The following is a 13,983-nucleotide window of genomic DNA, read 5'->3' on the forward strand; positions in this document are numbered from 1 at the left end:
GCTTAAACAGTGAAAGCATCTTGCAGCAGTTTTTCCTGCTGTTCGGCGTGCATCGACGCATAACCACACGCCGGTGCAGCGGAAGCATCACGGCCAGCATACTCAAGGCCCAAGGCCTTGTTATGGTTGCCAATGCTGCGACGCAGGTGATGCTGGCTGCTGTACCAGGCGCCTTGGTTCATCGGTTCTTCCTGACACCACACCACATGGGTGAGGTTGGTGTAAGGCGCGATGGCCTCCATCAGGTCCTCTTCCGGGAACGGGTACAGCTGCTCGATACGCACGATGGCGATGTCTTCGCGGCCTTCGGCACGACGTTTTTCCAGCAGGTCGTAGTAGACCTTGCCGCTGCACAGGACCAGGCGAGTCACCTTCGCCGCGTCCAGCGTGTCGATTTCCGAAATAACGGTCTGGAAGGAGCCTTCGGCCAGGTCTTCGAGCGTGGAGATCGCCAGTTTGTGACGCAGCAGCGACTTCGGTGTCAGCACGATCAGCGGCTTGCGCAGCGGACGGATGACCTGACGACGCAGCAGGTGGTAGATCTGCGCCGGAGTTGTCGGTACGCAAACCTGGACGTTGTGCTCGGCACACAGTTGCAGGTAACGCTCCAGACGTGCCGAAGAGTGCTCCGGCCCCTGCCCTTCATAACCGTGTGGCAACAGCATGGTCAGACCGCAGAGACGGCCCCACTTGTGCTCGCCGCTGGTGATGAACTGGTCGACAACCACCTGGGCACCGTTGGCGAAGTCGCCGAACTGGGCTTCCCAGATCACCAGCGCATTCGGCTCGGTGGTGGAATAGCCATATTCGAACGCCAGGACGGCTTCCTCGGACAGCAGCGAATCGTACAGGTCGAAACGTGGCTGGCCTTTGTACAGGTGTTGCAGCGGGATGTAGGTGCTGGCGTCTTTCTGGTTGTGCAGCGCCGCGTGGCGGTGCGAGAAAGTGCCGCGGCCTACGTCCTGGCCGGTGATGCGAATCGGGTGACCTTCGAACGCCAGGGTCGCGTACGCCATGGTTTCGGCATAACCCCAGTTGATCGGCAGACCGCCGGCTTGCATCTTCTGCCGGTCTTCATAGATTTTCGCGACCTGGCGCTGGACCACGAAGCCTTCCGGGATTTCCAGCAGCTTGGCAGACAGTTCCTGCAAGGTCTTGAGGTCGAAGCGGGTATCGTGACGTGCGGTCCAGGCGTGGCCCAGATACGGACGCCAGTCCACGAACAGCTCTTTGTTCGGCTCTTTGACCAGGCTTTTTACAACATGCAGGCCGTTGTCCAGGGCATTGCGATATTCGTCGACTTTTTCCTGGACGCGCGCTGCATCCAGTACGCCGCCCTGGGTCAGGCGCTCGGAATACAGCTCACGGGTGGTGCGCTGCTTGGCGATCTGCTGGTACATCAGAGGCTGGGTGCCGCTTGGCTCGTCGGCCTCGTTGTGGCCGCGACGACGGTAGCAGACCAGGTCGATCACCACGTCACGCTTGTACTGCATGCGGTAGTCGATGGCCAACTGGGTCACGAACAGCACAGCTTCCGGGTCATCACCATTCACATGGAGAATCGGCGCCTGGATCATTTTCGCGACGTCGGTTGCGTACTCGGTGGAACGCGAGTCTTCCGGGTTGCTGATGGTGAAACCGACCTGGTTGTTGATCACGATGTGCACGGTGCCGCCGGTCTTGAAACCGCGGGTCTGCGACATCTGGAAGGTTTCCATGACCACGCCTTGACCGGCGAATGCCGCGTCACCGTGGATGGAAATCGGCAGGACTTTTTCACCAGTCGGGTCGTTGCGACGATCCTGACGGGCACGGACCGAACCCTCGACTACCGGGGAAACGATTTCCAGGTGGGACGGGTTGAAAGCCATGGCCAAGTGGACTTCGCCACCGGTGGTCATCACGTTGGACGAGAAACCCTGGTGATACTTGACGTCACCGGAACCCAGCTCGACCTTCTTCTTGCCTTCGAACTCGTCGAACAGCTCGCGCGGGTTCTTGCCGAAGGTGTTGACCAGCACGTTCAGACGGCCACGGTGGGCCATGCCGATGACAACTTCCTTGGTGCCGTAGGAACCTGAACGCTGGATCAGCTCGTCGAGCATTGGAATCAGGCTTTCGCCGCCTTCCAGACCAAAACGCTTGGTGCCCGGGTATTTGGTACCCAGGTATTTCTCCAGGCCTTCACCGGCGGTGACGCGCTCGAGCAAGTGGCTCTTGATCTCGGCGGAGTACGTCGGACGGCCACGAACGCTTTCCAGACGCTGCTGGAACCACTGGCGCTGCTCGGAATCGGTGATATGCGTGAACTCAGCGCCGATGGTGCGGCAATATGTCTGCTGCAACGCTTCGTGAATTTCGCGTAGGCTCGCTTCCTCTTTGCCGATGAACAGGTCGCCGGCACGGAAGGTCGTATCAAGATCGGCATTGGTCAAGCCGTAATGAGTGATCGACAGGTCTGCAGGTGCAGGACGCTGCCACAGCCCCAGCGGGTCCAGCTGGGCTGCCTGGTGGCCTCGCATCCGGTAGGCCTGGATCAGTCGCAGCACTTCAACTTGCTTCTTCTCGTGCTCGCTGCTCACGCTGCCGGCAGACACCGGTTGAGCGCGGCGCTGGTTCTTTGCCAGCAACACGAAATGATCGCGAATTGTCGAGTGCGAAACATCAGTGGCAGAGTTACCGTCAGCCGGCAACTTCTGAAAGTAGGTGCGCCATTCTTCTGGCACAGCGTTAGGGTCGTGCAGGTAGAGCTCGTAGAGCTCTTCCACATAGGCAGCGTTACCACCGGAGAGGTGGGCACTGTTCCACATGCGCTGCATCACGCTTTCTTGCATGCTTGGTCACCCTCGATTAGGGGAACACCATCGGCGAAAACACCGAGCAAACTTGCAGAAGTCCGAGTGCAGCGACTAAAACAAGCCACTTAGGATCACGCTGATAGTCCGGGTACCAGCCCGGATGCCCCTGCTTGTCTCATTTCTTCAAAATAAGAACTGCCGCTTTGTGAGCGGCTGTTCTGGTTATAGCTATGACGCGGGTTGAAGCCCGCGCCCTAGCCTTTACGGGTACAACGGTCCTACGGGTACAGCTGCTGAATCACACGCCGCTTTGCAGCAGCATGTTACGTACGTGTCCGATGGCCTTAGTCGGGTTCAGGCCTTTCGGGCAGACGTTGACGCAGTTCATGATCCCGCGGCAGCGGAATACGCTGAACGGGTCATCCAGTGCCGCCAGACGCTCGGACGTCTTGGTGTCACGGCTGTCTGCCAGGAAGCGATACGCTTGCAGCAGGGCGGCCGGGCCCAGGAATTTGTCCGGGTTCCACCAGAAGGATGGGCACGAGGTCGAGCAGCAGGCGCACAGGATGCACTCGTACAGACCGTCGAGCTTTTCACGCTCTTCCGGGGACTGCAGACGCTCGATGGCCGGAGCCGGCGTATCGTTCTGCAGGTATGGCTTCACCTTCTCGTATTGCTTGTAGAAGATGCTCATATCGACGACCAGGTCACGGATAACCGGCAAACCTGGCAACGGACGTACGATCAGCTTGTTGCCCTTGACCACCGCGGACAGCGGCGTGATGCAGGCCAAGCCGTTCTTGCCGTTGATGTTCATGCCGTCGGAGCCGCAAACGCCCTCACGGCAAGAGCGACGGTAGGAGAAACCTTCGTCCTGCTCTTTGATCAGGGCCAGCACGTCCAGCACCATCAGGTCTTTACCACCGGTATCGACCTGGAAATCCTGCATGAACGGCGCAGCGTCCTGATCAGGGTTGTAGCGATAAACACTGACTTGCAACATGGCGGCCACCCTTAGTAAGTCCGGATCTTGGGTTCGAACGTCGGAACGGTCTTCGGCGAGAAGTTCACGGCACGCTTGGTGACACGTTTATCACCCGGGAAGTACAAGGTGTGGCACAACCAGTTTTCGTCGTCACGGTCTTCGTAGTCTTCGCGGGCATGGGCACCACGGGACTCTTTACGCACTTCAGCCGCGATGGCGGTGGCTTCGGCCACTTCCAGCAGGTTCTGCAGTTCCAGCGCTTCGATACGTGCAGTGTTGAACGCCTGCGACTTATCGTTGATCTTCACGTTGGCAATTCGTTCACGCAATTGAGCCAACTGGGCGATACCCTTCTGCATGTATTCGCCGGTACGGAATACACCGAAGTAGTTCTGCATGCAGTTTTGCAACTCGCGACGCAGGGTCGCCACGTCTTCGCCTTCGGTACGCGCGTTCAGAGCGGACAGACGCGCCAGGGCAGCTTCAATGTTGGCATCGGTGGCATCGTCGTACTCGATACCGTCGGTCAGCGCTTTTTCCAAGTGCAGGCCGGCCGCGCGGCCGAACACCACCAGGTCGAGCAGCGAGTTGCCGCCCAGGCGGTTGGCACCGTGAACCGATACGCACGCCACTTCACCCACTGCGAACAGGCCAGGGATGATTTCGTCCACGCCTTCGGCGTTCTGGGTGATTGCCTGGCCATGAATGTTGGTGGCAACGCCGCCCATCATATAGTGGCAGGTTGGAACAACCGGAACCGGCGCGACGACCGGATCGACGTGAGCGAAGGTCTTGGACAGTTCGCAGATGCCTGGCAGGCGGCTGTGCAGCACTTCCTCGCCCAGGTGGTCGAGCTTGAGCATCACGTGGTCGCCATTCGGACCGCAACCGTTGCCAGCGATGATTTCTTTAACCATCGAACGGGCAACCACGTCACGACCGGCAAGGTCCTTGGCGTTTGGAGCATAACGCTCCATGAAACGCTCGCCGTGCTTGTTGATCAGGTAACCGCCTTCACCACGGCAACCTTCGGTGACCAGTACACCGGCGCCGGCGATGCCGGTCGGGTGGAACTGCCACATTTCGATGTCTTGTACCGGCACGCCAGCACGCAGGGCCATGCCAACGCCGTCACCGGTGTTGATCAGGGCGTTGGTGGTGGAGGCGTAGATACGGCCAGCACCGCCGGTCGCCAGCACGGTAGCCTTGGCGCGGATGTAGGTGGTTTCGCCGGTTTCGATGCAGATCGCGATCACACCGACAAAAGCGCCATCCTGGTTTTTCACCAGATCGACAGCGTAGTACTCGTTCAGGAACACGGTACCGGCTTTCAGGTTGCCCTGATAAAGCGTGTGCAGCAACGCGTGACCGGTACGGTCGGACGCCGCGCACGTACGCGCAGCCTGGCCGCCCTTGCCGTAGTCCTTGGACTGACCGCCGAAGGGACGCTGGTAGATACGACCTTGCTCGGTACGCGAGAATGGCATACCCATGTGGTCCAGCTCGTAAACGGCAGCCGGGCCTTCCTGACACATATATTCAATAGCGTCCTGGTCACCGATGTAGTCGGAACCCTTGACGGTATCGTACATGTGCCAGCGCCAGTCATCGTTCGGGTCGGCCGAAGCGATGGCGCAGGTGATGCCGCCCTGGGCGGACACAGTGTGCGAACGGGTCGGGAAAACCTTGGTGATCACGGCAGTCTTGTGACCGCCCTGCGCCAATTGCAGCGCAGCGCGCATGCCGGCACCGCCACCACCGATGATGATGGCGTCGAAAGAAATCGTAGGAATGTTAGCCATGAATCAGATACCCCAAAGAATCTGCACACCCCAGACGAAGTACGCGAACATCGCGACGCCGCATACGGCCTGGAAGAGGAAACGTATAGCAGTCGCCGACTTGCCGAACGCCATTGGCGTCAGGTAGTCAGTCGCGATGGTCCACATGCCGACCCAGGCGTGAGCGCCCAGTGCGACAAGCGCCAGCAGACTGAAGATACGCATCCAGTTGTTTGCGAACAGTTCATGCCATTGGGCGTAGCCAATGCCAGGGTTTGCCACGACATATCCGATCAGGAAAATGAAGTAAGCCGCGAGAACGACCGCAGACACACGCTGCGCCATCCAGTCATAGAGGCCCGAACGCGAGAGGTTCGTGACGTTGGTTACCATATCCAGACTCCTGCCAGAACGATCAACACCGCAGACACGGCGATAATGATTTTTGAGCCCAGCTTGCCGCCTTCCAGCGTCTCACCGATGCCCATGTCCATGATCAAGTGGCGCACACCGGCAACCAAGTGATACAGCAAGGCGGACAGGATGCCCCAAATCACTAGCTTGGCTAGCGGACTGGTCAGACACGCTTTCACCTGACCGAAGCCTTCTTCCGAGTCGAGCGACTTGTCCAATGCGTAAAGCATGATGGCCAGGCTGACGAAGAGAATGACACCGGAGATTCGGTGAAGAATGGACGTGTAAGCAGTGACTGGGAGTTTGATGGTCCTTAGGTCTAGGTTTACAGGTCGTTGGCTTTTCACGGCTTTTTTTCACACTGAAGAGCCCCTAACAATCAGGGCAAAGTTGTTGGGGCGCGCACTGGTCAGGTACTCACCACCCAGGGAGTGACGACCCCCAAGAAAGCAGGCCCAAAAGCCCCTGGCGGTCGGTGGCCGAGTATAGACAGTTAGGCTACTAATGACAACGCGTTCACCTTCCCCTAATAGCGCATTGCACATAGGCGGCAAAAGGCGTAAACGGCAGGTAATTTCGCGGAAAAAGTCCGGTTAAAGCCTTCTGGAGCAAGACTTTAGGCAAATTGACATTCGGATTTATCTCACTATAGTGGTGCGGGCCCTGCGTGGGGGGTCTGTCTGATGATTCCAAGCATTAATAGGAGGCCACATGGCTGACAAAAAAGCGCAGTTGATCATCGAGGGCGCAGCCCCCGTCGAGCTGCCCATTTTAACCGGCACCGTTGGTCCCGATGTAATCGACGTACGGGGCCTGACGGCCACGGGCCGTTTCACCTTTGACCCAGGTTTCATGTCGACCGCTTCGTGCGAGTCGAAAATCACCTATATCGACGGCGACAACGGCATCCTGCTGCACCGCGGCTACCCGATCGAGCAACTGGCTGAAAAATCGGACTACCTGGAAACCTGCTACCTGCTGCTCAACGGCGAGCTGCCAACCGCAGAGCAAAAGGCCCAGTTCGTCAGCACCGTGAAGAACCACACCATGGTTCACGAGCAGTTGAAGACTTTCTTCAACGGCTTCCGTCGCGATGCCCACCCGATGGCCGTCATGTGCGGCGTTGTCGGCGCTCTCTCGGCCTTCTACCACGACTCCCTGGACATCAATAACCCTCAGCATCGCGAAATCTCCGCGATCCGCCTGGTGGCGAAGATGCCGACCCTGGCAGCCATGGTCTACAAGTACTCCATGGGCCAGCCCATGATGTACCCGCGCAACGACCTGACCTATGCAGAGAACTTCCTGCATATGATGTTCAACACCCCGTGCGAGATCAAACCGATCAGCCCGGTGCTCGCCAAGGCCATGGACCGGATCTTCATCCTCCATGCCGACCACGAGCAGAACGCCTCCACGTCCACCGTGCGCCTGGCCGGCTCCTCGGGTGCCAACCCGTTCGCCTGTATCGCCGCCGGTATCGCTGCACTCTGGGGCCCTGCCCACGGCGGTGCCAACGAAGCGGTATTGACCATGCTCGATGAAATTGGCGATGTCTCGAACATCGACAAGTTCATCGCCAAGGCCAAGGACAAGAACGATCCGTTCAAGCTGATGGGCTTCGGTCACCGGGTCTACAAGAACCGCGACCCACGCGCCACTGTAATGAAGCAGACCTGCGACGAAGTGCTCAAGGAACTGGGGATCAAGAACGATCCGCAACTCGAACTGGCCATGCGCCTGGAAGAGATTGCCTTGACCGACCCGTACTTCATCGAGCGCTCGCTGTATCCGAACGTCGACTTCTACTCGGGGATCATCCTCAAGGCGATCGGCATTCCAACCAGCATGTTCACCGTGATCTTCGCCTTGGCGCGGACCGTGGGCTGGATCTCCCACTGGAAGGAAATGCTCTCCAGCCCGTACAAGATCGGCCGCCCGCGCCAGCTGTACACCGGCTACGAGTCGCGCGACATCACCCAGCTGGAATACCGCAAGTAAGACCTGCCTTTTAACAAGGTCTCAAGCTGCACCGAAACGGCCCCCGCTTCTTACATAAGAGCGGGGGCTGTTTTGTTTGCGCCCTCCTCCTTTATCCCCCAAGCATTTCAGCGCCAGGCCTCATGTCATCGCGAGCAAGCTCGCTCCCACAGTGGATCGGTGTACACGCTCCTTTGTGGGAGCGAGCTTGCTCGCGATGACGGTAGGCCTGCCAACCTTGAAACTGGCACAAAAAAATACCCCGGCCTCTCGACCGGGGTATTTCTTCAAGCTCTTATCGCTACATCAATGGTTAACCGCCCCGCTCGCCCCCAGGCCAGTCTGCGAACGCACGAACTGCGGGAAGAACAGCGCCCGTTCGTTTGCACCTTCAGCCGACTTGTCGGTGATGGAGAAGAACCAGATACCGGTGAAGGCAATGATCATCGAGAACAGAGCCGGGTATTCGTACGGGAAGATCGCCTTCTCGTGCCCCATGATCTGCACCCAAATGGTCGGACCGAGCACCATCAGGCCCACGGCACTGACCAGGCCCAGCCAGCCGCCAATCATGGCGCCGCGAGTGGTCAGCTTCTTCCAGTACATTGAAAGCAACAGTACCGGGAAGTTGCAACTCGCCGCGATGGAGAACGCCAGGCCCACCATGAACGCGATGTTCTGCTTCTCGAACAAGATACCCAAGCCGATCGCCAGCACCGCCAGGAAGATGGTGGTGATTTTCGAGACGCGAATCTCGTCCTTCTCGTTGGCCTTGCCTTTCTTGATCACGCTGGCATACAGGTCATGGGACACCGCCGAGGCACCCGCCAGGGTCAGGCCCGCTACTACCGCCAGGATGGTCGCGAACGCCACCGCCGAGATGAAGCCCAGGAAGATGCTGCCGCCCACCGCGTTGGCCAGGTGCACCGCCGCCATGTTGTTACCACCCAGCAAGGCACCTGCCGCGTCCTTGAAGGCCGGATTGGTGCTGACCAGCAGGATCGCGCCGAAGCCGATGATGAAGGTCAGGATGTAGAAGTAACCGATGAAACCAGTGGCATACAGCACGCTCTTGCGAGCTTCCTTGGCGTCACTTACGGTGAAGAAGCGCATCAGGATGTGTGGCAGGCCAGCGGTACCGAACATCAGCGCCAGTCCAAGGGAGAACGCCGAGACCGGATCCTTGACCAGGCCACCAGGGCTCATGATCGCTTCACCCTTGGCGTGCACCTTGACCGCCTCGGAGAACAGCATGTTGAAGTCGAAGTTGACATGCTTCATCACCATCAGCGCCATGAACGAAGCGCCCGACAGCAACAGCACAGCCTTGATGATCTGTACCCAGGTGGTAGCCAGCATGCCGCCGAACAGCACATAAAGGCACATCAGGATACCGACCAGAATCACCGCAACGTGGTAGTCCAGGCCGAACAGCAGCTGGATCAGCTTGCCGGCACCGACCATTTGCGCGATCAGGTAGAAGGCCACCACCACCAGCGAACCGCTGGCAGACAAGGTGCGGATCTGGGTTTGCCCGAGACGATAGGACGCCACATCGGCAAAGGTGTATTTACCCAGGTTACGCAGGCGCTCGGCGATCAGGAACAGAATGATCGGCCAGCCCACCAGGAAGCCGATGGAGTAGATCAGACCGTCATAACCGGACGTGAACACCAGCGCGGAAATCCCCAGGAAGGACGCCGCCGACATGTAGTCGCCAGCGATCGCCAGGCCGTTCTGGAAGCCGGTGATCTTGCCGCCGGCCGCATAGTAGTCGGCCGCCGAGTTGTTTTTCTTGGACGCCCAGTACGTGATGTACAGGGTCGCGCCGACGAAGGCCACGAACATCAAGATAGCTGCGACGTTGAGGGGTTGTTTCTGCACGGCACCGGTCAGGGCTTCAGCCGCCCAGGCCCCCGGGGCGAACGCTGCGATGCTCAGTAGAGCCAGTAGACGCCGGATCATTGCTGAGCCTCCTTGAGAATCGCATTGTTCAGGTCGTCGAACTCGCCGTTGGCGCGTCGCACGTAGATACCCGTCAGGACGAAGGCCGAAAGAATCAGGCCCACGCCAATGGGGATACCCCACGTAATGGTGGATTCGGGACTGATCTTCGCGCCCAAGATGTGCGGCCCGTAGGCGATCAGAAGAATGAAGCCGGAATACAACCCAAGCATGATCGCCGAGAGAATCCAGGCGAACTTTTCTCGTTTTCGAACCAGCTCCTTGAAGCGCGGGCTGTTTTGAATCGAGAGGTAAATGCTGTCGTTCATTGTTTTTATCCTCGCAGCACAGATTTAATTGGAACGACCCTACTCTATGCGGCTCAAGGCCAGGTTCCAGACGACCTTAGTATTAGAACGACATGACAGCCCTGACAGGTTCTAGCCAAATCTCCGCCATTGCCCTCTTGTGGGAGCGAGCTTGCTCGCGATGACGGCGCCACATTCAACATGGATGCAAGCAGACACATCGCTATCGCGAGCAAGCTCGCTCCCACAGGGGACCGGCGCCAATCGGAAAATTGCAGGCACAAAAAAACCGCATGACACAACGTCATGCGGTTTTGCGAACCAGCTAAACCAGATTGATTACTTGCCGGTCCACTCTTTTACACGGTCCGGGTGCTTGGCAACCCAGTCCTTGGCAGCGGCGTCTGGCTTGGCACCTTCTTGGATCGCCAGCATGACTTCGCCGATTTCATCTTTCGAGGCCCATTGGAATTTCTTCAGGAACGCGACCACTTCCGGCGCCTTGGCTTCCAAGTCCTTGCTGCCGATGCTGTTCACGGTTTCAGCCGCGCCGTAGACGCCTTTCGGATCTTCCAGGAAGCGCAGTTTCCACTTGGCGAACATCCAGTGCGGCACCCAACCGGTAACCGCGATGGATTCGTTTTTCTTCTCGGCACGGGTCAGCTCGGCAATCATGCCGGCGCCGGAACTGGCCTTGAGTTGATAGCCGGTCAGGTCGTAATCCTTGATAGCCTGTTCGGTCTTGAGCATCACGCCTGAACCGGCGTCAATGCCGACGATGCGCTTTTTGAAGGAGTCGTCGGTCTTCAGATCCTCGAGCGACTTGGCCTTGACGTACTCCGGCACGATCAGGCCGATTTTTGCATCTTTAAAGTTGGGACCGTAATCGACCACCTGATCCTTGTTCTTGGTCCAGTAGTCGCCATGGGTCACTGGCAGCCAGGCCGAGAGCATTGCGTCGAGTTTGCCGGTGGCCACGCCCTGCCACATGATCCCGGTCGCGACCGCTTGCAGCTTCACGTCATAGCCCAGTTTCTGCTTGATCACTTCGGCCGCCACATGGGTGGTCGCGACACTGTCGGACCAGCCGTCAACGTAACCGATGCTCAGGGTTTTGGTTTCGGCGCTGGCCAGTGTAGAGCTGATGGCCAGTACCAGTGCGGCACCTGCGCCCAAGAGTTGTCGCATCTTCATCGTTACTTCCCCGAAAGTGCTGCGCCCGGCGGATGCCGAGCGGCGTCAACGTATTGTTATGGTGGACAGCGCCCCCATCACGCTCGCTTGCAAACCGGCTCGAACGTCAGTGGAGTACCGACCCGTCGATCATCAACCTGCGCCGATCTGGAACCTGCTCTGGCAGCGACGCCGAAGCAACGAGAAACGACATCAGAAAGCCAGTAGACCATTTCGGCCGTTTTCGCCACGAATCCCGTCCCAACCTTGCCTGCTCGAATCAAGTAGGTCATCAGATAACTAGGCGCGCCCTATCACGACCGTGTATCGTCCCGCTACTATTGCGCCCCGTCTGCGCCTGTTTTACATCCGTCATGGCACTTGGCTCCACTGCGGTGGTCATAGCCTGCGAACCTCATTCGGCACCTTCCTCTTAGGGATCTCGTCATGCTCCGTTCCTTGCGCTTCGCTGCCCTCATCGGCGGCCTTATCCTGAGTGCGTCCGCGCTGGCGGCAGATATTGACGCCGCCAGCTATGGCTACCCCTTGACCAACCCCTTCGAGGCAACCATTGCCACCACTCCGCCGGACCTGCGCCCGGAGCTGCCACTGATCGAGGACATCAACCAGTCCGACCACAGCCTCACCCTGCGTCCGGAACGCGAGTTCATCTTGCCGGACAACTTCTGGCCGGTGAAAAGCCTCACCTACCGCATGGCCACCCAGGACAAACCCGCGCCGCTGATTTTCCTGATCGCCGGCACCGGGGCGCGCTTTGACAGTAGCATCAATGAATACCTCAAGCGGCTCTATTACAAGGCCGGCTACCACGTGGTGCAGTTGTCATCGCCCACCAGCTTCGACTTCATGAGCGCCGCTTCGCGCTTCGCCACCCCCGGCATCAGCAAGGAAGACGCCGAAGACATGTACCGGGTGATGCAGGCGGTGCGCGCCCAGAACCCCAAGCTGCCGGTGACAGAGTATTACCTCACCGGCTACAGCCTCGGCGCTCTGGACGCAGCCTTCGTCGCACACCTGGACGAAACCCGGCGCAGCTTCAACTTCAAGAAAGTGTTGTTGCTGAACCCGCCGGTGAACCTCTACACCTCGATCACCAACCTGGACAAACTGGTCCAGACCGAGGTCAAGGGCATCAACAACACCACCACCTTCTATGAGCTGGTGCTGAACAAGCTGACCCGCTACTTCCAGCAAAAAGGCTACATCGACCTCAACGATGCCCTGCTGTATGACTTCCAGCAGTCCAAGCAACACCTGAGCAACGAGCAAATGGCCATGCTGATTGGCACCTCGTTCCGTTTCTCGGCGGCCGACATTGCGTTCACCTCGGACCTGATCAACCGTCGCGGCCTGATCATCCCGCCCAAATTCCCGATCACCGAAAGCACCAGCCTGACGCCGTTTCTCAAGCGTGCACTGCAATGCGATTTCGACTGCTACCTCACCGAGCAGGTGATCCCGATGTGGCGTGCGCGCACCGACGGCGGCAGTTTGTTGCAACTGGTCGATCAGGTCAGCCTGTACGCGCTGAAGGATTACCTGCACGACAGCCAGAAAATCGCCGTCATGCACAACGCCGACGACGTCATCCTCGGCCCGGGCGACCTGGGTTTCCTGCGCAAGACCTTTGGCGACCGCTTGACGGTTTATCCATTGGGCGGTCACTGCGGCAACATCAATTACCGCGTCAACAGCGACGCCATGCTGGAGTTCTTCCGTGGCTAAATATCTCCTGCTTATCGCTGCGTTAATGAGTGCCGGCATGGTCCATGCCGACAACAGCAAGGCCAATGCGCCTGTGGTGGTGGATTCCGACGGCTTCAAGGAGCCGTTGAGCAAGCTCAAGTTCAACCCGGGACTGGACCAGCGCGAGTTCGAGCGCTCGACCCTCAATGCCCTGAACGTCTATGACCCGCTGGAGTCCTGGAACCGCCGCGTCTACCACTTCAACTACCGCTTCGATCAATGGGTATTCCTGCCCGTCGTTGATGGCTACCAATACATCACCCCAAGCTTCGTGCGCACCGGAGTGAGCAACTTTTTCAATAACCTTGGGGATGTGCCGAACCTGATGAACAGCCTGCTGCAACTCAAGGGCAAGCGTTCGATGGAAACCACGGCGCGGCTGTTGCTCAACACCACCGTCGGCATCGCCGGCCTGTGGGACCCGGCCACCGCCATGGGCCTGCCGCGCCAGAGCGAAGACTTCGGCCAGACCCTGGGCTTCTATGGCGTGCCCGGTGGCGCGTACTTCGTACTGCCGATCTTCGGCCCTTCGAACCTGCGCGATACCTCAGGCTTGCTGGTGGACTACACGGCTGAATCGGCGATCAACTTCCTGAACGTCTCCGAAGTCAGTGCCAACCACCCGGAACTCCTGCTCCTGCGCGGTGTGGACAAGCGCTACCAGACCAGCTTCCGCTATGGCCAACTGAACACGCCGTTCGAGTATGAAAAGGTGCGCTACGTGTATACCGAATCGCGCAAGTTGCAGATTGCCGAGTAATCCCGCAAGGAGTGCGGTTGCGCCTTGTGCGGATGGGTTTAATAACTGCCTCCACCTGCCTGGTGCCCCCTAA

The 13,983-nt window shown here is 58.7% G+C and carries 11 protein-coding genes; 3 read left to right on the forward strand and 8 right to left on the reverse strand.

Annotation, left to right across the window (positions count from 1 at the left end; translation table 11 throughout):
* Positions 1-2: 2 nt before the first annotated feature.
* The 5 genes from QNH97_RS20745 to sdhC all read right to left on the reverse strand — a co-directional run bounded on the left by QNH97_RS20745 (position 3) and on the right by sdhC (position 6,325).
* Positions 3-2,834, reverse strand: coding sequence for a 2-oxoglutarate dehydrogenase E1 component (locus QNH97_RS20745; RefSeq protein WP_283553693.1), 2,832 nt, complete (start codon positions 2,832-2,834; stop codon positions 3-5).
* Positions 2,835-3,096: 262 nt separating this feature from the next.
* Positions 3,097-3,801 (reverse strand): succinate dehydrogenase iron-sulfur subunit, encoded by a 705-nt coding sequence (locus tag QNH97_RS20750; protein ID WP_018610098.1) that lies wholly within the window; start codon positions 3,799-3,801, stop codon positions 3,097-3,099.
* Between the two features lie 11 nt (positions 3,802-3,812).
* A complete protein-coding gene (gene sdhA / locus QNH97_RS20755; protein WP_283553694.1) occupies positions 3,813-5,585 on the reverse strand; it encodes a succinate dehydrogenase flavoprotein subunit in 1,773 nt (590 codons plus the stop codon).
* A gap of 3 nt (positions 5,586-5,588) precedes the next feature.
* On the reverse strand, positions 5,589-5,957 hold the full coding sequence (sdhD, locus tag QNH97_RS20760; RefSeq protein WP_150712098.1) for a succinate dehydrogenase, hydrophobic membrane anchor protein: 369 nt from the start codon (positions 5,955-5,957) through the stop codon (positions 5,589-5,591).
* Entirely contained in the window at positions 5,951-6,325 is a 375-nt protein-coding gene (gene sdhC / locus QNH97_RS20765; RefSeq protein WP_003179220.1) for a succinate dehydrogenase, cytochrome b556 subunit, read from the reverse strand. Before sdhC ends, sdhD begins: the two co-directional genes overlap by 7 nt.
* 364 nt (positions 6,326-6,689) lie before the next feature.
* Between sdhC and gltA the strand changes: the two genes are divergently transcribed.
* Positions 6,690-7,979: a citrate synthase gene (gene gltA, locus QNH97_RS20770; protein WP_283553695.1), complete on the forward strand. Its 1,290-nt coding sequence runs from the start codon at positions 6,690-6,692 to the stop codon at positions 7,977-7,979.
* Positions 7,980-8,264: 285 nt separating this feature from the next.
* Here the strand turns inward: gltA and QNH97_RS20775 are convergent, their stop codons facing one another.
* The 3 genes from QNH97_RS20775 to QNH97_RS20785 all read right to left on the reverse strand — a co-directional run bounded on the left by QNH97_RS20775 (position 8,265) and on the right by QNH97_RS20785 (position 11,404).
* The gene (locus tag QNH97_RS20775) at positions 8,265-9,923 is read right to left on the reverse strand and encodes a cation acetate symporter (RefSeq protein WP_283553696.1); all 1,659 of its coding nucleotides are present in this window, start codon (positions 9,921-9,923) and stop codon (positions 8,265-8,267) included.
* Positions 9,920-10,231, reverse strand: coding sequence for a DUF485 domain-containing protein (locus QNH97_RS20780; protein WP_186636180.1), 312 nt, complete (start codon positions 10,229-10,231; stop codon positions 9,920-9,922). Before QNH97_RS20780 ends, QNH97_RS20775 begins: the two co-directional genes overlap by 4 nt.
* 318 nt (positions 10,232-10,549) lie before the next feature.
* A complete protein-coding gene (locus tag QNH97_RS20785; protein ID WP_283553697.1) occupies positions 10,550-11,404 on the reverse strand; it encodes a glycine betaine ABC transporter substrate-binding protein in 855 nt (284 codons plus the stop codon).
* 426 nt (positions 11,405-11,830) lie between these two features.
* Here QNH97_RS20785 and mlaY point away from each other — a divergent pair, with 426 nt between their 5' ends.
* Together mlaY and QNH97_RS20795 are read left to right on the forward strand one after the other, a co-directional pair.
* Positions 11,831-13,129 (forward strand): lipid asymmetry maintenance lipase MlaY, encoded by a 1,299-nt coding sequence (gene mlaY / locus QNH97_RS20790; protein ID WP_283553698.1) that lies wholly within the window; start codon positions 11,831-11,833, stop codon positions 13,127-13,129.
* Positions 13,122-13,910: an MlaA family lipoprotein gene (locus QNH97_RS20795; protein ID WP_283553699.1), complete on the forward strand. Its 789-nt coding sequence runs from the start codon at positions 13,122-13,124 to the stop codon at positions 13,908-13,910. The genes mlaY and QNH97_RS20795 overlap by 8 nt, the downstream gene beginning before the upstream one ends.
* Positions 13,911-13,983: the final 73 nt, after the last annotated feature.

Origin of the sequence: Pseudomonas sp. G2-4 (genome assembly GCF_030064125.1) — a bacterium.
Classification (GTDB): domain Bacteria; phylum Pseudomonadota; class Gammaproteobacteria; order Pseudomonadales; family Pseudomonadaceae; genus Aquipseudomonas.

Coding starts and splice junctions, on each gene's coding strand:
- QNH97_RS20745 (WP_283553693.1), bottom strand. CDS start 2,834: ATGCAAGAAAGCGTGATGCAGCGCATGTGGAACAGTGCCCACCTCTCC.
- QNH97_RS20750 (WP_018610098.1), bottom strand. CDS start 3,801: ATGTTGCAAGTCAGTGTTTATCGCTACAACCCTGATCAGGACGCTGCG.
- sdhA (WP_283553694.1), bottom strand. CDS start 5,585: ATGGCTAACATTCCTACGATTTCTTTCGACGCCATCATCATCGGTGGT.
- sdhD (WP_150712098.1), bottom strand. CDS start 5,957: ATGGTAACCAACGTCACGAACCTCTCGCGTTCGGGCCTCTATGACTGG.
- gltA (WP_283553695.1), top strand. CDS start 6,690: ATGGCTGACAAAAAAGCGCAGTTGATCATCGAGGGCGCAGCCCCCGTC.
- QNH97_RS20775 (WP_283553696.1), bottom strand. CDS start 9,923: ATGATCCGGCGTCTACTGGCTCTACTGAGCATCGCAGCGTTCGCCCCG.
- QNH97_RS20780 (WP_186636180.1), bottom strand. CDS start 10,231: ATGAACGACAGCATTTACCTCTCGATTCAAAACAGCCCGCGCTTCAAG.
- QNH97_RS20785 (WP_283553697.1), bottom strand. CDS start 11,404: ATGAAGATGCGACAACTCTTGGGCGCAGGTGCCGCACTGGTACTGGCC.
- mlaY (WP_283553698.1), top strand. CDS start 11,831: ATGCTCCGTTCCTTGCGCTTCGCTGCCCTCATCGGCGGCCTTATCCTG.